This window comes from Arenibacter antarcticus, from assembly GCF_041320605.1.
Taxonomy (GTDB): Bacteria; Bacteroidota; Bacteroidia; order Flavobacteriales; family Flavobacteriaceae; genus Arenibacter; species Arenibacter antarcticus.
This window is the reverse complement of the sequence record NZ_CP166679.1, coordinates 4,245,572-4,267,519: the sequence shown is the minus strand read 5'-3', so window position 1 is coordinate 4,267,519 and position 21,948 is coordinate 4,245,572. Positions and strand designations below refer to the sequence as shown.

Here is a 21,948-nt window from a genome sequence, read left to right as displayed (position 1 = left end):
GGGTTACTTATTTATAGGATGATGCCCCACGGATGTTTTCATGGGTCGGCAGGGATTTAACCACAGGTTCTTCCGGGTATTCGGTCATCCGGTTCTCTAGGACTTGTTTTAAAAACTTGTAAGAATAATTCTGATGTTCCAGTGCTATAGTGCATGCTTTGGTAAAGGACCTCGGATCTGCCTTACGGGACAGGTTTAAGATGCCGTCACAGGTTTTATAAAGCTGCTCGGGATATTTATCTTGTTTGAACAAGGCCTCCATATACGTATACAGTGTCTCGGAATGATTGTAGCCACGCTGCAGGTAATAGGTAGGACTTCGCTCTTTGTAATACCGATGGTGGGAACACAGATGTTCTTTTCGGGTGGTATATCCTCCTTTGCGGTGATTCCTGGGATGGGTAGCAATTAGATTGGCCTTGTGGTAGATCTTTACCAAGGATCGGGTGTAGATCACCTTGACCTTCATTCCGATATAGGTGAAGGGTACGCTGTAATAGTGTTTATCCATGCCCAGATAAATATGATTGTTCTTGGCCACCTTGTGCTCTCTATAGTACTTGATCTCAAAAGACTGTGCCGGTAAGGGCTGAAGGGTATGTTTTTCATCGGCCAGGAATTTCTCTTCCCTGCAGTACTCTTTTTGTTGCATCCGGGTCTGGTTGTGCTCTTTGACTTTCTGGGCAATGGCCTGGTTCAGCGAGGGAAGATCAAAGAAAGTAAGCTTGCGGAGTTTAGCATATACCCGGCTATAGATAAGCTTCACCTGGTTCTCCACCAACGACTTATCTTGAGGTCTCCTAGGGCGCGTAGGGGTCACCGAAGTCGCATAGTGATTGGCAAAATCCTCCAGAGCACGATTAATATCCGGTTCATAGGGATTCGCTTTGATCACAGCAGCCTTGAGATTGTCCGGCACCAGGGTCTGGGGTACGCCACCAATCTCTTTTAAACAACAGCCTAGGGCGTAGATAAAATCTCCCGTCTTTTGGCTGGGCACTGCCATAGCGAAGCAATAGTCGGAATACGGTAGGCAGGCCACAAAGACCTGGACTTTAATTTCCTCCCCGGTCTGCCTATCAACATAACATAAAAGTTTGCCGGCAAAATCCACGTACAGTTTATCCCCCGGTCTATGCTCCAATACCATGGATGGTTTGCCACTGCGCAAGTATTGCCGGATATGGTAACAGAACTGGGCGTAGCTGTAAGGATCTGAGTTGCCTGCTCTATATTCATCCCATAACACCTGTCGATTGACACCTGTTTTCTTAAGTTCCTTACGGAAATAATCCAATTGGGGCTTAAGTCGATCGTACCGTTCGTCTTTATAGGCAGGGTTCCCAGGATTTAATTTTCCTTCTAGTACTGGATCCTCCAAAACCAACAAAACTTCCATTAAGAGATCGGTCGCTTTGGCTTTTTGAATATAGTCTTTCACGGTGTTTTTACTCACCGACAGGGTCCTGGCAATAGTTTTAAATCCTTTTCCCTGGCAGTGCAGGCGAAGTATTTGTTTTACTTGACTCATTGGTTTTGATTTTCCGGCCATTGGTTATCTTTTTGATGGTATTCATCAAATAAACCAAAACCAGAAAGAAAATAGCTAGGGGGGTCAGCATGCTCCCAAATAAATCATCCAGAGGGGTCAACATGCTCCAGAATAATTTAAAAATCTAGCTATCTTATTTTTCAAAGGGGGGTCAGCATCCGCCAGAACGGCAGTTACTTATTGATTAGGCTTTAGAGGGGTCAGCATGCTCCAGTATATCCACCAAGACATATGGATCCCGTTTTTAACAGCTTTAATATCCCTTAACAAACCATTAGCAAAAGTGGTCAATCCTACCATCTTGTATTTTGAACGTTTAATAAATTCGATCCATCGGTTTATATTACCGCGCCCTGTTCTAATCATCGTTTTGAAAATCTGTACCAATTTTTGAATTACCTGTAGTTCTGAGATATTATCCAATAGAGTTTGTAGATACTTTCGGTCATCGAGATCCTTGATAACAGTTGGGCAGGAACCAATATATTTTGCCAGCTTCCTTGAGCTTAAGGGTTTTATATAGGGAATTCTCGACTTTTCAATTTGTGCAAAATCCGGCGTGTATATTTCAAATTCTTCCTTTATGATGTTTATATTGTGATAGGCCTGCGTTCTACCAATCCCCATAGTCATGAAAAGTGACCGCCGACCCGGTGTAGTTCAACACTGCATTCATGCTCAGTCGTACCGACCGCACGAATGCTTCTTAGTTATTAGCTGCTGTTTTATTTCGTTTTTGTGGTATCTTTTACTTTCAAATGTTCATTTTCAATTCTCAAAGTTTTTATATCATTCTCAAGATTCGAGTTAGTCGCTTTCTGTTTATTTAGCTCTCTTTCCATTTTAATGATTTCTCTATCTTTTTCCAAATTCCCGAAAAAATGTCCAGCTCCATAAATTATTCCGGTTCCAACTACGATCCCGCTAATAATAGTTCCATTATTAAATCCACTTAAAAAATTCTTTCTGTTTGGGTTTTGATAAATTCCATTTTCTCTAATGAATGATATTGAGTTTTCAATAAGATTACTAAAATCCTGTTTTTTTGATTCATCGTAAACATGAACGATACTATGTCCGATTCCCACGTTATGTATTTGAGTTTCTTTACGAGTAAAATACAATTCATCAAGTCTTTTAGAAATTGACGATTCTGAACCAATATATTGGTTTAGCATATCTTTCAATGTAGCCTTCCAAGAATTACCTTCTTGAACAGTTTTTATTTCCGAGAGTTTTTTATGGTGATTCTCAAGCGATTTAACAGCTTTTTTTGATTTACTATTCATATTCTTTGGTTGGTTTAATTGCAGCTAACAATTTGTATATGACAATAAATCATATCCCTTATATTCACCTAATATAGTAAATCCCCTACAGGAATCTATAGAATAACTGGTTACATCGCCCCATAATTTTTGTTGAATTGGCTCCAAACAAAGTATTCTATATGCTGTAAAAGATTGGCTATAGGTTGGTTAAACTGAGCAATTGAACTTTCAATTAATTCAGGAGTACTTCCTGGTATTAAAATAATTTTTATTTTCTTCTTCCATATTTTTTTTTCAACTTACAGATATTGCTTATATACGGCTTGACCAGTAGTTTTTATAATCCTTCTGGAATCATTAGATTTTCAATAACCTCTTCTCTATCACAATTTTTAAGAAAAAAGTAAAATGTTGAATCAATAATTTTGACTGAACTAGTACTTATATCATAATCAAAAATTGGAGGAGAAATGTTTTTTTTGATTTGGCTTGCAACAAGATTTCTCAAAAAATATCCCATATCAGACGCTCTTACATTTTCCGCTCGATGGTGTATCTCTTTTATTTTTTCTTGAATAAATTTCCGTTTTAATCCGATTGTAATATTTTCAAAAGATTCATCTAACAATACTTTTGTAAAATAGTAAGGAATATAAAGAGGCACTTCATCGGAACTTTTAGCTTTTTGTTCAACAAAACTTTCTAAACATCTGATATGTCTACTTCCATAATCATTTAACTTTTTCTCTATTGCCAAATCAACATTTTCTTTACTTATAGTTAACAAATTTGGATGAGTTTTGTTAACTCCGGCAGAATAACATGATTCCTTACAAATTTCTTGAAACACACCTACACTATCAAAGCAGCTATCTATTATATAGTCCAATACTTCAGTGAAATCAACGTTTAATAATGGCAATCCTTCTTGAGTAATTTTAGCTAAATCCCCTTTTTCCCAAGGTTCAACTGGCACCTCAATTACTCGGTCAACTAAATCGCCATTAAATTGGGAAAGTCGATTTTTCTCCCTCCAAATTCCTAATATTATAAAAAGAATATTATAATCTTCAAATATTCTTAAGTCTATAGAAAGTTGTTTTTGAATATCTTCTTCTAAATAATGAAAGTTTTCTAGAATGATTCTTTTATTAAATTTCACTTCTTTAAGCAACTCGGATACATCTTGTGCTAATGCTAAATTGTAATCAATCGTCTTATAAGTTAATCCCTTTTCTTTTTGACTTGAAGCACTAGCCTCGGTTTCAGCATCCGCACCACCAAAAAATGGAATTTTTATTCTTGCTTTTACTCCAGTCTTTAATTCTCCACCAATTGTTGTTGTAATATTAGTTGACTCAATTATTTCAACATTTAATTGCCTTACTATTGAATTAAATATATCAAGTGTTGTAGAGGAAGGAGAGCAATTAACCTTGACATAATCATCTTCATTTAAATGTTTATTTGTTAATGAAGTTTTTCCTTGTTTGGATGCACCATAAATAATTATATGTTTATTTTTTTGCAATCCTTCAAGGAAAAGGTTGTCAACTTTTGGTCGTTCAATATAAGTGTCTATTAAATCATTTGAAACACCAAAAACCTGGTTAGTTAATCTCATCTCGTTGGTTTTTTAAATTACTGGCAACAATTGTATATGATTATTGACCATATTCCTTTTAGCCGCCTAAGATAGTAAATACAATATGGTATTCAATAGGAACAGTGATTACAACTAATCATTATTTTTATTGAACTGGCAACCAACATTGTGTTACATCAATTTTTGAACGGAAACCGTTACAGATTAGAGTCATCACACCAACCCAAACTCTTCCACCAAGTTCCAAACCATTGGATTTATATCCCCAAGTCTTTTGAGGTTCTTTTCGGTAGGGGATAAGAGAGATCCATTCAGATAGGGTACATTTTTACTCTTAAGAATAAATCGACCAAGTCGTCTCCCTCTTTTAGGTCACAAGACTCCAATAAGCGACTGTAACTTATTTTAAAGCCTTTTGCGACCATATCAGAGCCTGTAGCTGTTAGGTCTTGACTAGGAGTAACATCAGCATGGCTCTTAAGAGGCTGTAATATTTTGTCTTTGAGTCCGTCTTTGGAGGTATTGTTGCATTAAGACCGGAAGGTCTTACTGAAACGGATGTTTCTCAAGTCAGTTAAAAATCAGGAATAAGTAAACATCCATCTTACTTATTTGGACAATTGCAAACACTATTAACCCAAGAAGCTTTGAAGTATGAATTACAATAAATGTAAATTAATAGGGAAATAAGTTTAACTCAAAAATACCTTCTAATTATGAGAAATAATATCCAAGTTAAGCGTGCTTTCTTAGACCTTTTATATATTAAAACCCAAGTGAAGAAATTATTGGGTCACGAAGAAAAATATAAAGCCTTAATTGCTTTCATGATGTCTGAAAATTTTGTGGAATCTGATGAGCCTATACCATCACTTAAATCAATGGAACTTATCCTAAATTTGAAAACCTATACACTTCGCAAGCTTATTATAGATTTATACAATGAATTATTTGGCAATGAATTAAAGTATGGCTTGGGGTTCCCTAAGTTGGAAGTGCAATTTGATTTAAGATATTTTGAAGAGCAGTGGGGATACTTTAAATGTGATAAGCTTGCTTTTATACCAAGGTTAGGAGAGAACATTACAATTCCATTTTTAAAGGCTAGGGTAGGTACAGATTGGTTTTATGTAGATAGTATTAGGCACATACTTGAAGGAAGTACCCAGAGAATTGAAATTGGCTTAAAAGGAGGGTACTTATAACAAATATTTACATTTTGAGAAATATAAAGCTCTTGAGTTGGGAAGAATTAGTCTAAAAGAATTCTTTAACAAACACGACTATTTATTAAGAGAAAAAATGGATTTACGATAAAATAAATAGTAAGTTAAAATTATGCAGGCTTTTTACAATTAAATTACAAAAATTGGGATACAAACTGGGCTAACTATTTAAGCCTTACCGACTGTATGACAAGAGCCATATGAATTAAGAGGTTCACGTACGGTTCCCTGCCCGTCCAAAGGCGGGTGAGAGTGGTCTATGGGTGAGACGCTCCTTTACCTACTCGACTAGCAACTGCCTTTATTCCGTTACGTATTTCGGACCATTGCAGCGTATTGTCTTAATGCGGACTTATAGTTTGAAATTGATTTTTCACTTCTCAATCCATTTAGCTTTTTTGCTATTTCAACAACACAGCTTTCATTGTAAAGATTTTTTTCGGAAATATCTTCACCAATTAATTTAGAAGCTGTATTCAAGTAGGATATATATGATTTTGTTGAAGAAGCAACAGAATCATTCTTACCAACTCCATTTCTTTCAATCCATTCTAAATATTTACTTTCGTTTTTTATCATAATTAGCAGAATTTTTAGCAATCGCTATGTTGTAATTGGATACTTCGTTTCGTTTTGTGCCACTGATATCGGTTCAATCTGTGCCACTTTTGGTCGGGAACGGCTCCTCTCACGTTTCGTTTTGTGCCACTTTGAAAGATCTAGTAACAATGCGCCCCCCATCTAATAGCTCCCAGTCACGGAGCAGCACCACGAAATACCTCAAGGCCTTTCTGAACGACCCTGCGCTGTCCTTTATGAAATATTCGATCTTCCTTTCCGAGGGCTTAAGTCCCTTTAAGAGCCAAATGACCTCGGGGTTCACTTTGCTGACAGGTTCCAATCGGCGGGAGGAACGAATTTTGTTCTTGTAGCCATAGATGTAGAGCTTGAGCAGATCGGATGAGCAATAAGGGGGCCTTCCCTCTGTGTTAAGGACCTCCTTGAACCCCAGCTCCTGCATTGGAAGGATATCTACGATCATGTCATCGATCCGTACCCAGGAATCCAGGCTCAGGCAGGATTCGAAATCCATCAATACCAATTGGTTCCTATTAAAACCTGTTATAAAATCCATACCATTAAGATAATCAATATCAGAACGTTTTGGACTCCAGCGTTTTATAGGTAATCAACAAAGTTATTAAGAAGTAGAAGGTTGTTGCGCAGTCTGACGGTTGGTATATGGTTTGTAGTGTATTTTAAACACCTAATTTAGCAAATACAAACCAAATAGAAAATGCGCTAGGATTTTCGTAAGTAGGCTAGGACCAGCAATAAATTATACGATACGGTGTTTTCCAGCTTTTAATATTCTAAAACTATTTGTTTTTCATCCATAAGAATTTGTGCTTTTTTGAAATCATTTATTCCTTCAGACCAAGAATAGTTTTTTTTCATCCCGTGTTTAATTACATTCAATAGTTTTCTGCCTTTTTGTAGGGTATTTATTTCATCAACCGTGAACTTCAAATTTTGACCTAGATTAAAAATAATATCTTCAAATGCGTGATTCTCTTCTATCTTATTATGGTTGTTTGCATGTATTCGTACTGTAATTTCAAAGAGTCCTATTTGATAATATAATTCATTTGAAATTTCATTATCTCCAAAATCACCATACTCGGTAACACATTTTTCATAAAAAACTTTCATTGAAGGGCCAGCCATGAATAAGCCAACAAAGTCAATATTTTCAGTTTTTGGTTTAGGATTCACTTCAACTTCTCCTTGTCTATAAAGACCCATTTCAGGAATATCACCATTAACTAAATTAATAAATTTCGGATAGTTTCCATGTCTAATGCTTGCAAATTCTTTTCTGAATTTTGCTTCAGTTTTATGGGCCTTCATTATTTTCAAGACGTACCCAACTGCAATTCCAATAATATACTTTTCTTCTTTCATTTCGAAATTGTAGGTAACAATTGTATATGTTCATTTGTCATTTAACTCTCTAAGATAGTGAATCCCTAATTACGACTAATAGGACTAAGGACAACAAAGCATTTTAATTTTTGTCAAACCGGCTCTGAATTAAGATGTTATCTCAATTTCCGAAAGGAAACCCCTCACATAATTAAGTTTTCACACCAACCCAAACTCTTCCACCAAGTTCCAAACCATCGGATTTATTTCCGCAAGTCTTTTTAGGTTCTTTTCGGTAGGGGATAAGAGAGGTCCATTCAGATGGGGTTCATTTTTAACTTTCAAGAATAAATCGACTAAATCGTCTCCTTGTTCCAGGTCACAAGACTCCAATAAACGGCTGCAACTTATTTTAAAGCCTTTTGCGGCTAGGTGTAACGCTTTCTCTGTCCAAGCCTTGTATTCCGTTTTATCTGGAAACAGGATTAGGTTGTGGTGCTTAAGAGGGAGTAGTAGTCTTTCCTTTAGGTTGGCTTTAGAGCCAGTGGCCATCCAAAGGTGTTCTGGAATAAGGATACTCATTATAATAGCCGTTTTTTCAGATTCTACTATGGCTACGGTATCAGTGTCATACTCTTTTATCAAGTGTAATCCAAATAAACATTGCTGTAATACAAAATCGGATTCCTTGTTAATCTTATGAATCCAATTGATATGAGGGTACGGTTTTTTCACTCTTTTCCCTGTATTACTGTCATACAACATCACTTTACCACCATGTACCTTGGAATGATGATCCATTTGCCAAAAAACTACAGCACCGTTCCAATGTCTTGTGGTCCCTACCAGATATATAAGTATTACATTTTGTATTTCATTTTCAGTGAAGTGTTTTTTTAAATATTGAATAAAATTATTATTCTTGAAATTTCTTCCATAATTAACAACCTCTTGGTTTTTGTGATAGCTGGGTACTGGGGGTGTGTAATTTGAAACTTGTGGCACTAACGTTTGTTGGTTAGGCATACTGTGATACCTGCATTTGCTTTCCCGGTCGCACCTACCATGGGATTCTTCCAAATAGTGTTGTTCAACATTGTCGAAGTAACGGACAAATGTTATTTTGTGACAGTGTGGACAGCGGAATTTCTTACTTGACTTATCAAGTGAATATCTATAAATCATATTTTATATTAATATTCGTAATCCTCGTAACATTCGTAACGTTACGAATGTTACGAGGATTACGAATTACTATTTAATGTTCTTAAAAAGGCTATGTAATTGGATACGTTTGTCAGTACCTTGATTATTGTTACTGTATGGGCATTTTTTACCGGCCTATTTAAAAGTGCTACTTGCTTATTTACAGATAGCACTTTTGTTATTGCCTAGATCATATTTGCCCCTATGGATTATCCATCGAGTTTTTTAGAATATTCCTTACTGTTCCCTCACTAACACCAATCTGACTCGCTATAGCTGTATTGGTCAATCCTTCTTTCTTTAAACCCAAAACAATAGTGTTCCGATCATCTACATCATCTGAAGAAAAAGTTTTTAGATGGTTTTGTTCATCATCACATTCAATAAAATGAAAACCTAAAAAACTATTTTCATGGATAATTTCACAGATAGCAACATTGCCCGAATGAAATATTTCCTCTGTATTACGTTGCTTAATTTGTTTTAAATATCTTAAAGACGGCAAAGTGGAACTCTTACCAATGGCAAAACTGCTATCACAAAAGTTGATTAGCATTTTACTTCCCGAAAGATGGTTTTTAGTCAAAGGATCAAAAGGTTTTATTTTTGGGGTGTGGGCCAAGACCAATATGGAAAGCCCGTGAGTTTTGCCCAATGCCTTTAAATGCTTCATCAAGGTCAAAGCATCTTTAGCCTTTTCATTATCATCTCTCAAAAAAGTGATATTGTCTATTATGATGACTTTCATCCCATAGCTCAGCACCAATTGTTCTAAAGAATCGCATAGGAAGTCCTCAAAAGTTTTAAATTTCTTGGGCTTCTCCGATTCAGGATTTATTTCTGCCCTTAAAAAATTTGGGTGGAAATTATAGTGATACTTATAGTCTTTGGAATATCGCTTTTCCAATTGCTTGTCGGATAGCTCAAAATCAAAGTATAGGACTTTTTGGGCACCAGTTTCAAGTTGAAAGCCTTGAATACTTTTTCCACGACTTATGCTATCTGCTATCTGCATGGCCAATATGGACTTCCCTAAATTTGTATCCGCAAAAAGAATACAAATTTCGTTTTCAAACCAAAAGGCATCAAATAGCATATTCGGTATTGGTCTCTTTTTAGCTTCTTCAATCCATTCATCTGCACTTTTAACTACAAAGCAGTTAGTGCTTTTTCCTCCGGAATTCAATTTGGTCTTATGATTATCTATATCACTTCTTACTGTATCCACAAAACTCTCCTTTGCTTTAATATTATTATTCGCTTTCATTATCTGTAGTATATAGTCCAAACCTCATTAAACAGTACGGTGTAATCGAATGATCCTTGATGGTTGGGAATTGGAAATTGAAACTGTTTGTCCAAATAATTGGGTTCATTCAAAAACCGATTGATGTCATAGGTGACCTTGGACAGTTCATACCGAAGTGCATTACTCAGCGTAGTGTCTTGAATAGCTTCATCCACAATGGCTTTTATTTCTTGTATTACATTTTTCGTGTTATGCTCTACAGGGTACATATACTTTGTAAATAGCCAAGCGGTTAGGAAAGTGAATTTAAATGATTTGGAGAATGAAACATCATCATCATGTGCCTGGTTAAAATATTCATCTTCCTCGTAGTATAGACTATCCCAAAGGATATTTCTGATATAATCGGAAAGGTTTGTTTCCGACTCTGACACACGGTACTCCAGGTCGTTTCTGAATTCTTCCGTTACACGGATATTAAGGATACATTTTTTCATTATTTTGTATTTAAAGGCTCCCCTCTGATTCAAAGGGGTATCCTATTAATTAATATTTAGTAATGGTAACTGGTAAGTATCTCCGCCTGATGGCTTTCGTATTACAGCCTATTAAAATGGTTGCATTTTAACAGACGCACTTTACGCATTCTATCTCATTTAATGGATGAAGTGTCTTGTGTTGCCAAAAGTGCAAGTATCCGGTTTTGGATGTTTTCCCGATAAAGATTGAATTCCAACTCTTTTATAGAGTGGTCCAATTCCAGGTTTACAATTTTTCTAATGTTTTGGGGGTTAAATCCTTGTTGCCAAAGTTCAGTTTCCTTATTCAAGAAATTGAGTAATACTAAGGTGTATTCCGCCTCCTTTACACTACGCTCTAACCTTAGCTTCAAAATTTCAATCCTGCTTTCTGTTAACGGGACTTGTTTAAAAAATTCAGTTGGACAAATTTGCTTTTCCAACAAGATAAGGTTGTTTTTAGACTGCTTATTCAAGCGGTCGAATTCGAACAATAATTGATTCTTAGTCATGATAAAATTATTTAAAATTAATTATCACAAGAACTATAATTATCTGTAAGTTAGAAAGTTAACTACATGTCCAAATAAGGTCTTAACATGTCAAAATATAGGCTCAACATGTCAAATTTGATACTTAACATGTCAAAAGGTATAATAGGATTATTTAGGGAAGGAAAGTTTTGACCATTCCGAAGAATAAGTGTTAACCCTTTCTTCATGACTTTTATTCGTTTGTCTGTAGTAAGAACGAATTTTGGTTATTGAAAAATAGTATTCATTATTTACAAAATCTTTGAATTTTAATGCATTTGGTTCTATTAATTCCGCATCCAACATGGCTTGGTAAAGACCTTCAATTCTAACGTTATGTAGATCCTTAATCTGTAGTATTTTTTGATCTGCAAAGCAATACGCTTCAAAGGATTTAAAGAGGATATCGAATTTGGAAAGGAACTTTTCTTTTAATATCGCAGTTCTAGTGAAATATTCATCTTTCTCAAAATCGTACTGGTCGTTAAGACTGACTAATATTTTTAAATTGGATTCAAACTTCTCTACGGAATCGATTAATTCTTGGTCATATATATTGGATGCATTAAATGCCTCCATGTTCCCGAAAATATATTGGTTTATTAAATCTGTTCCCGCTAATTCCTCCTTGAACAAAGTTTGCTGATCAAATAACCGGGACAATATGCTTTGGGGGATTACATGTTTGATCCCTCTGCTAGATTTTTCATGTTGAAAGACCTGTATCTCATTTGATAAATAATCTTTTGCAATATCCTTAAAGGCTTTCAAAGCCAACATTTTTTTTTCTTTTGAATCAAGACCATAGATCTTTTTATCAAAACCAAAGTAAAAATCTAAAGAAGCATTTTCTATATCTGGGTTCAAAGCTTTAAGTACATATGCGTAAAATTCGTTGATCAGATGTTTGGATATTCTTAATTCTTTAATGAATTCATCCTTTTCTATATTGGTTGGAATGCTATTTTTGGCCAATGGATCAATTGTTAATTCTTCTAAAACCCCTTTCTTTATTACATGGTGTTTTTGTTCTTCACTAGACAATTCATTAAATTCCTTCTCATTAATGCAACCAAAGTAAACCATTATATGTATTAGATTTTGATATTAACCTCAAATATAAGGATACAGGTTAATGAATGGGTATGTAATACGGTTTGTAATACCAAGTGTATGACAAGGTGTAATACACTTGGTATTCCTTTTTATCTAAGGACTAAGATGTACTTAACTAACTCATTATCATATGGTAATCCAGATTTTTGTATAAATGCTGCTAAAGGAAATGAGTTATCCTTGGTGTTTCAGATTAGACTACTATAGTTTATAGGCGAGATGAGATAAGAAAATACGCTGTATAAAAGAGCTTTTTTTTTAATCTTTTTTCTTCTATATAGAATTGAACTAATCCTCTATATTGAATACGGTTTTTAGTATGTATTTCGAGGCTTCTTCGTCTGTAATCACAGGACGTTTTGTTTTCTTTTTTTTAGGCTTTGACACTTTAGAATCTAAATCAGGAATAGATTTTCCTGGCTCTTCTTTTTTGAATGGGACCAGTTCATTTTCAATATGTTCCAACACATCTGCTGGCTTAAGGGGGGCAATTTTTATTTTCCCGAATTTGGTCTCAATCTCCTGAAGGTGATTTTGGAAGAATTGATCCTGTAATTCAAAATAGTAATTAACATCATCTTCCGCTCCACAGTGTTCTGTGAAATGTTGCGCCATCCACCTCGTAATTGTAGTATAGAAATCAAGCTGAACCCTATACTTTTCCATCAGGACATTAAACTGAAACAAATGGGTTGTTGCCTTTTGCTCGGTTAGGATGAGGATATTTTTATCCAGAATTGCGGGTTTGCCTAAAAATTCCATTTGATAGGAACTATTTTTTAATTCAAAGGATTCCCCAGATCTTTTAATAATCGCTGGGATATTAAAATACTTGGAAAAACTCGGATCTTTCAACAAATCCTTCTTTTCCTCTGGAACAAGACTTTTTGGAATAAAAAAAAGTAAAGGCTGATATAAGTTGTTCCTTAAATTGATAAAAACTTTTTCAAGATCCATGTGCTATTTTAAAAGATTGACAAGTTAATTATTATTTCAATTTATCACCTTATTCTAAAAGATGCGAATAATCTTCAGGTAATTCGGCATCGATATCACGTAGGTATTTTTCCAACGCCGACATGGAAGTATGTCCTGTAATGAGCATTAGTTTACTTTTGGCTTCAAAGGGAGATCCATTTTTTAACAGCATCCTATATAATTTAGTAATATAAGTATGTCTAAAGCTATAAAGTCCATAGTCCGCGCCTAAATCAAATTTAGCCTTGACAATTGTTTTAAAGCATTTAGAAAAATAATTTCTCTTATTTGTTTCCTGTGTTTCCCAAACACCTCCTATTTTATCAGGTGTAAAGAGAAAATGAGTCTTATCCATTTTTGTGAGATCGGGTAGCTCTTTCAATAATATTTCAGGAATAATCTTTGTTTTTAAAGGGCTGTTTTTCGCTTTAAACTGTATAGTGTTATTCTCCAAGTTGATATCCCCAATTCTTATTCTACATACTTCTATGGGGCGAAGAAAGTTATACGATATGAATTTTATAAAAAGTAAGAGGATGGGGTCTTCAGATTCTAAATAATCGAATATCTTATTTTCCTTGTCCAACGTATAGGTTTTGTTTCGCTGTGGTGTGGATTTTAGGACGGGAATCTTTTTTATAAAGTTCACGGGCATAATGTCATTGTCCTCCAAGGTTTGCATAACACTGCCCATCGCCAACCTATGATTGTTCCGATTTCTTGGACTAGAGTTTAGAAGTAGGTTGTTTAAAAAGTCCTGAGTGACATTTTTGCTCAATTGATCAATGGTCTTTACATCGGTGTGATGTTTAGAGATATACTTTAAAAACGATTCCATCTTATATTTATAATCCTGGAACGTCCTTTCGCTAACCTGTTGCTTCTTTAGCTTTAGACTAAAATCAAAGGCATCTTTCAACGCCGTTCCTGCAGGAGTGTCTTTTGAAACAATGATATCCGCTTCTTTTGTAGCAGTTATAAAATTACTTTCACTTTTGGTTGGATTCTTTTGCTCTTTAACGGAATTGTGCAGAGACCTGTTACTGTCAAAAGGATTGTAGCCTTCTTTTAAGTGCTTTAATAGGTTAATACGATAAGAAGATAGAATGGCATAGCGATTTTCCTTGGTTTTATATTTATGAGCTTTACCATAAATATTACTAATTCTTTCCATTTTGTTGGTTTCGGTGTTGCGAAATGAAAAATACACGTACCATCTTTTGGATAGGTCTCCCTTTGCATCGTAAATTTTAGGTATGGAATAGTTATCGTTGTGTGACAATACGTTATCTAAATCGTGTTCAACTTGGTTGTTAAGCGTAATTAGTTTTTCAAATATAGCCATAAAAAAACGGTTTAGCGTGAACTAAACCGTTGATTTTGGGTGATTTACACATTGTAGCGAGAACGAGAGTTGAACTCGTGACCTCCGGGTTATGAACTTTGAAAGATATGTATTGATATGGTCTTATATGGCTCATAATCAATTGATTGTGAGATTGTTGAAAAATCATGAAGTGCAGTAAAACCAAATAAAAACATCAAATGTTGTACATATGTTGTACATAGATTTTGTATCTTTATCATTATAAGACAATGAGTTATGGCCACTGTTAAGATAATATTGCGTAAGAATTATCAAAAAAAGGACAAATCATTTCCCATTGTTTTGCGATTAACGAAAAATAGAAAGTCAAAGTTTTTGTTTACCGGAGAGTATATTTTAGAAAAGGATTGGGATGAAACTAAAGGGCTGGCAAGAAAGTGTCACCCAAATTCCGCGCGACTTAATAACATGCTGTTAAAAAAGCTTACCGAAGCTCATGATATAGCTTTAGAAATAGAATCAAGTCAAAATAAACAATCTGTTTCTACTATTGCAAAAAAGATTTTGAACGAGGATGACTATGATTTCTTCAAATCGAGCGAAATATTTCTGGCAAACATTTTAAGACGGAAAAAATTCGATCAACATTACAATCAAGAAAAGAGACTGAATATATTCGAAGCCTTTTTAGGGCGTAAGCAATTGTCTTTTGTTGATTTGGATGTCAAATTGTTAAAGAGGTTTGAAGCATATCTACTTTATGAGCGTAAGGTAGCTCCCAGAACAGCTATTAATTACCTTATGCTAATTAGAACAGTTTATAATTTAGCACGAAAAGAATATCATGTGGATGATAGGAACTATCCGTTTGGTAAAGGAAAAATTCAGATAAAATTTCCTGAAAGTGAAAAATTTGGATTGAATACGGAAGAGATCAAATTGCTTGAAACAGAAAGCGACCTGACAGTGGCTCAAAATAATGCGGTTAATACATGGCTTGCAAGTTTTTATTTTGCGGGTATAAGGGTCGGTGATATTTTAAAACTGAAATGCTCAGATTTTAAAGATGACAGACTTTATTATCGGATGGGGAAAAACAAAAAAATTGTCTCCCTGGCGGTACCTGAGAAGGCAAAAAAATTATTACACCAGTATACCTCGGTGCAACAGCATAATAATGATTTGGTTTTTCCTTATTTAAAAGGGACTAATTTAAATGACGATAAGCAAGTGACAATCCGGGTAAAGACAATAACTAGAAACTTAAATAGACGATTGAAAATTGTAGCTGAAAAATTGGGCATCGAAAAGAAACTAACCATGCATATTGCCCGGCATAGTTTCGGGAACATAGCAGGAGATAAGATTCCGATTCAAATGCTTCAAAAATTGTATCGTCATTCTTCTATTACCACCACGGTCAACTATCAATCAAATTTCATGCATAAAGAAACGGATGATGCATTGGAAAAGGTAATTAACTTTTGAGTCAGGCTTTAATCTTAAATTATGGTGTTCTGACGAATTAAGTGCGTTACAATCAGATAAATTAGTGTCTTTTGTTCTTAGAAAATCGATAAAATATTCTATATATTATAGAATATAAACAACCTATTTAATTGAAACCATGCAAGTCGTTTGCCTACAGGAAGAAGCTTTTTACGCCTTATTTGATAAGGTGCTTGAACATATAGAGGGGAAAGTAAAGGATAAGCCTGCTAAATGGATCGATGGAGAAGAGGCAATGTCTATAGTTAAGATAAAATCCACTACAACCCTACAAAAATTGAGAGACGAGGGAAAGATTCGATTTTCTCAACCCCAAAAGAAAATAATCCTTTATGATCGAGACTCAATCAATGAATATATTGAAAATTATGCCCGTGAAACCTTTTAATTATGGAAGAAAATCTAAAAGTTGATAAGGACTATAAAGAAGCATTCAATCTCGGCTATGAACTTGCTAAAGATCTGAATTTAAAGTCTCCAATGTTTAAAAACATTGAATTAGGTAATAGCCGTATGCACACGATGCAGACAGGTATGGCAGAATACAATAGGGAAATTACACAAGAAAATGTTAAAGATAAAACTCTCGGTGAGCAAAGGAATGAGTTTATCAACAAAGAAATGAATTCTAGGAAAAGTAAGGGAAAGGACAAAGGCGCAGGGTTTGATTATTCTATTTGAAAAGTTTTTTCCTAACATGGTCTTGTTCTGACATTTTAACACCAATTAGCAATTCTTCAAGTAAACAGTAATTTTTACTTTCCTGCTAAAATTCTGTATAATTATACTGTAGATTAATTTCTTAACTAATAGCAAGGAAGTTGACCATGTTTCAATTATTCGTGTCTAACCTTTCATTTTTTCATTGAGTAAAGGCTCAAAAAACAATAAGCTAATTTGTCTTAACCAAAGTATCTTATAAAAACTTTTTTTGTAAAATATTTCCGTAATCCTTAGGGAATCATAATTAAATCCTTTACTGATTATCTCTATGGGTATTCTCATAAATTTGTTGGTCGGAGCAGCTTCGTGAGGTCACGGTTGGAATAAGTCATGAATTTCTTTTCTATATAGGATTCCTTGGAAATAGATTTAAGATATCCGTTCATCCTTCCTAAAAGAGATTTGTATTTTTTATAACTCCTTATAATACCTCCGTAGCTCAAGGGAAATAAATAGGCATCCCCTATTTTACCTAAAACAACTATTATTCTACTATGGCAGCATAATATTTAACCATTTGTCCACACCTTAAAACCTGTAATTTTTAAAAATCCTTAAATGTGGAAGAAAGGTAAGAAAAAACATGGTTGACCGTACCATTTGATAGGAAACCCAATTTGAAGACCTACTGATTAAATTTTCTCTTTTTTTTAGTGCAACTAATGTCACTTCGGTACACTCGTTTATAACCTTTTCAAGGTCAGCGCGAAGGTTTTCGGCAAATTCGACAGAGTGAACTTCTACATTCATTTCAATACTGCCATAGCAACTAAGACTGTTCAGGTTAAATGAGCCTACAGTGGACCATTTATTATCAACCATTGCCACTTTGCCATGCACTACGGATTTGTTCCACTCATAGATTCTCATATGATGGCCTAGAAAATACGAATACAGATGTTCGGTTGCCTTACGCACCAAAGGCACATCGCTAATGCTAGCTAGGATCACTGTTGTTTTCACTCCCCTTTCACTGGCATTTTTCAGTGCTTTTACCAATCTGCTTCCTGGTAAAAAATACGAGCCTACGATAATTATTTCCTGTTCGGCCTGAAGTATGGCATTCGTATAGGAATCGCAGACCTCTGTTTTTCGCTTTAGCCAATCATTTTGTAAAATACCAACAAGTGCAGTACCGGCAGAATGTAAGACAGGCGGGATTTTTTTTGAGTTTCCTTTTTTGAAAAAATAATCGCTACACAGTTTTTGAAGATTCATGGCTGCCGGGCAGTTCAACTGAACGGCATAGTCCAACCAAGGTGCCGAGGCTAAGTTTCCGCGATATTTATCGGCAATATTGATTCCACCTATCAAAGCTAGTTTTTCATCGATGACTATAATTTTATGGTGCATCCGTCTGCCGATATAAAAATTGTTCAACGATAATAAAGGCGAGAAAAAACGAATAAAAATACCATGCTGCACCAAATCCTGTACAAAACGATCGGGCAATGCTGCACTACCGTAGGCGTCCAATAGGACAAATACCTTAACATTTCGTTGTACGGCTTCTTTTAAAGAGGAGGCTATACGGTTTCCAGTTTCATCGTTCTCAAAAATATAGGTCTGTAAATGGATTATATCTTCTGCATTATCTATTAATTTTTTTAACCGCATAAAATAGTCTTCTCCCGAATGTACCAACTCAACATATTTAACATTGTCGGCAACATTTTGAAATGCCATTTTATTAGGTCCTTTACTTGTAGATTTATGATCCATAGCTACTGTTTTTTTTTGTTGATTGGCCAATAAAGCCCCATTGATCACTTTATTTTGTTGCTTCAAAAAATAAACCAGTCCCATAGCGCCCAAAACGGTTGATCCGGCAATTATAAATGGATAATAAAAACCACCTGCAATTAGCCAAGTTCCTAATACCGGACCCAAAATTTGACCGATACTATTCGTGGAACTTTGTATGGATATATTCCTGCCCGTGTTTTCCTTGGAGATCAATGAAACTGCCGAAAGCAGATTTGGGGTTACCATGGCGCCCCCACTCGCGAAAATTACTATCGTAAGATAAACGTAAAGCTCATTGCTTACGAAAGGAAACACAATTAACGCAACTCCAGATATCAACAACCCCAGCGTTATCTGTTGCTTTGAGGTCAGTATTCTTTCACCATAGGTTGCGAACACAGGTTGCAAAACTGCCATTACCGAACCACAAAGCATAAAACCAATACCCACCTGGTTGCTTGTAAATCCCAACTCATCCTTCCCATAAATTGAAAACACGGTCTCAAATAGGGTGACCACAAACTGCATCACAAAGGATAGAAGCAATAAAACGATAAAATATTTACTCAGTGAAAAGCTGAATTTAACCACCTTTGAGACAGTAGGACTTTCTATTTTAATATTCTTCAACCATTTTAAGATTATCAGTAATACTACAAATCCCAAAAGAGCTGCTAAAATAAATGGAACCGCAAAACGGTCTAAATGAAACACCCAAAAAGAGTATTTAAAGTGTAAGTTGGTTTGTGATAGCAATCCTCCTAAAACAGGGCCGAAAATAAGGCCCGAACTTATTGCTACCCCTGACCAGGCCATTATCTTGGTCCGTCGTTTTTCCGAAGTGATATCACTTAAATAAGCATTGCTGACCGGAATGACCGATGATGTAAATATACCCCCTATGATTCGGGCTATATAAAGCATCGTGAGGGAAGTGGCCAGACCCGTTAACAAGTTCATCACTACAAACCCGATGAGACCAATTACAATTAGGGGTTTGCGACCATATTTATCGGATAGCTTTCCCCAAACAATCACAAATAAGAGCTGGAACAGCGGATAAACACCGGTTAACATTCCGATATGGAAGTTGATTACATCTGTGTCCAGATTTCCTTTTAAAGCTAATTTTTCGGTATAGTAGGGGAGGGTAGGCAATAAAATACCGTACCCGAGCATCACAATAAATAAACTCAACAAGACTAAAAAAATCTTGTTGAGTTTTCCTTTTCTATTCATTTACTTTTTACCGATTTTCCTTTTCAATAATTGAGCATTGATAGCAACTACGATGGTACTCAAACTCATTAAAACAGCTCCCACTGCTGGACCTAAAACAAAACCATAAGAATAGAGAACTCCAGCGGCTAATGGAATAGCTACAACGTTATATCCTGTTGCCCAGATTAGATTCTGAATCATTTTTTTGTAGGTCGCTTTACCAAATAAAATCAAGTTGGAAATATCTTGAGGATTACTGTTTACGAGAATAATATCTGCTGTTTCTGCAGCTACGTCTGTACCAGAACCTACGGCAATACCAACGTTTGCCTGAGCCAAAGCAGGTGCATCGTTTACCCCGTCTCCCGTCATAGCTACAAACTCTCCTTCGTTCTGAAATTTTTCTACTAGTTCAACCTTTTGATGCGGTAATACTTCAGCATAGTATCCATCCAGACCAAGACTATCGCTTACCGCTTTAGCTGTTTTTTCGTTATCACCAGTAGCCATAAAGACTTTGATGTTGTTCTTTTTGAATACTTTTATAGCTTCGGCAGATTCTGGTCTTATTTCATCAGCTAGGGCAATATATCCAACTAGCTGTCCGTCAATTAAAACAAATACAACAGTTTCAGCAGCATCACTATAAGCATCTTCGGGAATGGAAATGTTTTCATCCCTTAAATATCCAGGACTAACCACTTTAACCTGCTTACCTTCTACATTTGCCTCCACGCCTTTACCTGTAATCGCATTAAAGTTTTCAGGCTTTGGGATGGTAATTTTATCTTCGTTGACTTTTTTAATGATTCCTGTGGCAATAGGATGTTCCGAGCTTTGTTCCAATGCACTAGCAAGCCGTAATATTTCCTCTTTCGGAAATTTTTCATCTACAGATTTAATACGGGTTACCCCAAAATCCCCTTTGGTAAGGGTTCCCGTCTTATCAAAAATCAGTACAGATATTTTACGAGATTCTTCAAAGGCAGTCCTATTACGGATCAACAATCCGTTTTGTGCAGATACTGATGTAGAAATTGCAACAACCAAAGGTATGGCTAGTCCTAATGCGTGAGGACAAGCAATGACCATAACGGTAACCATTCTTTCCAATGCATATACAAATGGAAACCCAAGAATCAACCAGACTGCCAGTGTTCCGAAACCAATGGCCAAGGCCATATAAGTCAACCATTTTGCAGCTCTATCGGAAAGATTTTGCATTTTAGATTTGGTCTTTTGGGCTTCCTCTACCATGGTGATAACCTTGTTAAGGTAGCTGTCTTTTCCCGTATGCTCTACTTTTACCTTTAAGCTGCCATTGCCGTTTACCGAACCTCCAATTACTTTATCATTCATTTCTTTTTTTACCGGTTTCGATTCTCCGGTGAGCATAGATTCGTTCAAATAACTTGACCCGTCTACAATAATCCCATCGGCAGGTACTTGCTCTCCTGGCTTAATCAAAATGATGTCATCAATTAATAAATCTTCCAGTGCAATAACTTCAACGGTACCACCCTTTACCCGATGTGCTTCGGCTGGCATCATGCTTACTAGCAGTTGTAATGCTTTTGAAGCGCCTAAAACACTTCTCATTTCTATCCAGTGACCGACAAGCATAATAGCTATTAGCGTGGCGAGCTCCCAAAAGAAGTCCATGCCTTCCAATCCAAACACCGTTGCTGAACTATATACATAAGCGACTGTGATGGCCATAGCAATAAGCGTCATCATTCCAGGGGCACCTTCTTTGACTTCAGACCAAATTCCTTTTAAAAATGGCCACCCACCATAGAAATAGACCACCGAGGAAAGTGCAAATAGGATATACTGGTTCCCAGGAAGCAGGAATTCATACCCGAGAAATCCCTGAATCATCGGTGAGAAGATCAGGATAGGGATAGTGAGTACAAGCGTTATCCAAAACCGTTTTCTAAAGTCAGCGATCATCATTTCATGATGGTCATGCCCCATTTTCCCGTGTCCTGGATTATGATCAGAATGGCCTCCATGATCCATTTTACTGTGGTCCATCTTACTATGGTCAACCGATTTTGGGTCTTCTATTTTCGAATGGTCCATTCCTGCCTTGCCGGCAGGCAGGTTTGAATGATCCATCTTCAAATGATCACCCTTATCGTGATTCATCTTAGTATTGTCCATTTTTTTGTCTTTGTGATCTTTGTTATTGTCCATATTTTATATTTAAGGGTTAACGTAATTCTTTTCGCATTTCTT

At 35.8% G+C, this 21,948-nt stretch carries 20 protein-coding genes; 4 read left to right on the top strand and 16 right to left on the bottom strand.

The window, feature by feature from the left end:
* Positions 1–7: 7 nt before the first annotated feature.
* The 4 genes from istA to KCTC52924_RS17545 all read right to left on the bottom strand — a co-directional run bounded on the left by istA (position 8) and on the right by KCTC52924_RS17545 (position 4,447).
* Positions 8–1,552, bottom strand: a complete 1,545-nt coding sequence (gene istA / locus KCTC52924_RS17560) for an IS21 family transposase (RefSeq protein ID WP_370671484.1) — start codon at positions 1,550–1,552, stop codon at positions 8–10.
* A gap of 177 nt (positions 1,553–1,729) precedes the next feature.
* Positions 1,730–2,179, bottom strand: coding sequence for a hypothetical protein (locus tag KCTC52924_RS17555; protein ID WP_251809418.1), 450 nt, complete (start codon positions 2,177–2,179; stop codon positions 1,730–1,732).
* A 98-nt stretch (positions 2,180–2,277) separates the two neighbouring features.
* On the bottom strand, positions 2,278–2,841 hold the full coding sequence (locus KCTC52924_RS17550) for a hypothetical protein (RefSeq protein WP_251809417.1): 564 nt from the start codon (positions 2,839–2,841) through the stop codon (positions 2,278–2,280).
* A gap of 319 nt (positions 2,842–3,160) precedes the next feature.
* On the bottom strand, positions 3,161–4,447 hold the full coding sequence (locus KCTC52924_RS17545) for a hypothetical protein (RefSeq protein ID WP_251809416.1): 1,287 nt from the start codon (positions 4,445–4,447) through the stop codon (positions 3,161–3,163).
* A gap of 698 nt (positions 4,448–5,145) precedes the next feature.
* On the opposite strand from KCTC52924_RS17545, the gene KCTC52924_RS17540 reads away from it, so the two are divergent.
* Entirely contained in the window at positions 5,146–5,634 is a 489-nt protein-coding gene (locus KCTC52924_RS17540; protein WP_251809415.1) for a hypothetical protein, read from the top strand.
* Positions 5,635–5,964: 330 nt separating this feature from the next.
* On the opposite strand, the gene KCTC52924_RS17535 is transcribed toward KCTC52924_RS17540, so the two are convergent.
* The 10 genes from KCTC52924_RS17535 to KCTC52924_RS17490 form a co-directional block, all read right to left on the bottom strand.
* On the bottom strand, positions 5,965–6,234 hold the full coding sequence (locus tag KCTC52924_RS17535) for a hypothetical protein (RefSeq protein WP_251809414.1): 270 nt from the start codon (positions 6,232–6,234) through the stop codon (positions 5,965–5,967).
* 109 nt (positions 6,235–6,343) lie between these two features.
* Positions 6,344–6,790: a transposase gene (locus KCTC52924_RS17530; RefSeq protein WP_251809413.1), complete on the bottom strand. Its 447-nt coding sequence runs from the start codon at positions 6,788–6,790 to the stop codon at positions 6,344–6,346.
* Positions 6,791–7,020: 230 nt separating this feature from the next.
* Positions 7,021–7,620: a hypothetical protein gene (locus tag KCTC52924_RS17525; RefSeq protein ID WP_251809412.1), complete on the bottom strand. Its 600-nt coding sequence runs from the start codon at positions 7,618–7,620 to the stop codon at positions 7,021–7,023.
* Positions 7,621–7,800: 180 nt separating this feature from the next.
* Positions 7,801–8,766, bottom strand: coding sequence for a DUF6371 domain-containing protein (locus KCTC52924_RS17520; protein ID WP_251809411.1), 966 nt, complete (start codon positions 8,764–8,766; stop codon positions 7,801–7,803).
* A 223-nt stretch (positions 8,767–8,989) separates the two neighbouring features.
* Positions 8,990–10,054, bottom strand: coding sequence for an AAA family ATPase (locus KCTC52924_RS17515; RefSeq protein ID WP_251809410.1), 1,065 nt, complete (start codon positions 10,052–10,054; stop codon positions 8,990–8,992).
* Entirely contained in the window at positions 10,054–10,533 is a 480-nt protein-coding gene (locus tag KCTC52924_RS17510) for a hypothetical protein (RefSeq protein ID WP_251809409.1), read from the bottom strand. Before KCTC52924_RS17510 ends, KCTC52924_RS17515 begins: the two co-directional genes overlap by 1 nt.
* 155 nt (positions 10,534–10,688) lie before the next feature.
* Complete coding sequence (locus tag KCTC52924_RS17505) at positions 10,689–11,066, bottom strand: hypothetical protein (protein WP_251809408.1); 378 nt, start codon at positions 11,064–11,066, stop codon at positions 10,689–10,691.
* Positions 11,067–11,216: 150 nt separating this feature from the next.
* The gene (locus KCTC52924_RS17500; protein WP_251809407.1) at positions 11,217–12,173 is read right to left on the bottom strand and encodes a hypothetical protein; all 957 of its coding nucleotides are present in this window, start codon (positions 12,171–12,173) and stop codon (positions 11,217–11,219) included.
* A 318-nt stretch (positions 12,174–12,491) separates the two neighbouring features.
* Positions 12,492–13,160: a hypothetical protein gene (locus tag KCTC52924_RS17495; protein WP_251809406.1), complete on the bottom strand. Its 669-nt coding sequence runs from the start codon at positions 13,158–13,160 to the stop codon at positions 12,492–12,494.
* 49 nt (positions 13,161–13,209) lie between these two features.
* A complete protein-coding gene (locus KCTC52924_RS17490; RefSeq protein WP_251809405.1) occupies positions 13,210–14,526 on the bottom strand; it encodes a tyrosine-type recombinase/integrase in 1,317 nt (438 codons plus the stop codon).
* A gap of 258 nt (positions 14,527–14,784) precedes the next feature.
* Here KCTC52924_RS17490 and KCTC52924_RS17485 point away from each other — a divergent pair, with 258 nt between their 5' ends.
* From KCTC52924_RS17485 to KCTC52924_RS17475, 3 genes are all read left to right on the top strand, one after another.
* Positions 14,785–15,996 carry a site-specific integrase gene (locus KCTC52924_RS17485; protein ID WP_251809404.1) on the top strand — a complete coding sequence of 404 codons (1,212 nt, stop codon included), beginning with the start codon at positions 14,785–14,787 and terminating at the stop codon, positions 15,994–15,996.
* Positions 15,997–16,135: 139 nt separating this feature from the next.
* Positions 16,136–16,405 carry a helix-turn-helix domain-containing protein gene (locus KCTC52924_RS17480; protein ID WP_251809403.1) on the top strand — a complete coding sequence of 90 codons (270 nt, stop codon included), beginning with the start codon at positions 16,136–16,138 and terminating at the stop codon, positions 16,403–16,405.
* 2 nt (positions 16,406–16,407) lie between these two features.
* Positions 16,408–16,698, top strand: coding sequence for a hypothetical protein (locus tag KCTC52924_RS17475; RefSeq protein WP_251809402.1), 291 nt, complete (start codon positions 16,408–16,410; stop codon positions 16,696–16,698).
* A gap of 570 nt (positions 16,699–17,268) precedes the next feature.
* Here the strand turns inward: KCTC52924_RS17475 and KCTC52924_RS17470 are convergent.
* Both KCTC52924_RS17470 and KCTC52924_RS17465 read right to left on the bottom strand, forming a co-directional pair.
* Positions 17,269–19,725, bottom strand: a complete 2,457-nt coding sequence (locus KCTC52924_RS17470; RefSeq protein ID WP_251809401.1) for an MFS transporter — start codon at positions 19,723–19,725, stop codon at positions 17,269–17,271.
* On the bottom strand, positions 19,726–21,858 hold the full coding sequence (locus KCTC52924_RS17465) for a copper-translocating P-type ATPase (protein WP_370671551.1): 2,133 nt from the start codon (positions 21,856–21,858) through the stop codon (positions 19,726–19,728).
* Between the last annotated feature and the right edge of the window lie 90 nt (positions 21,859–21,948).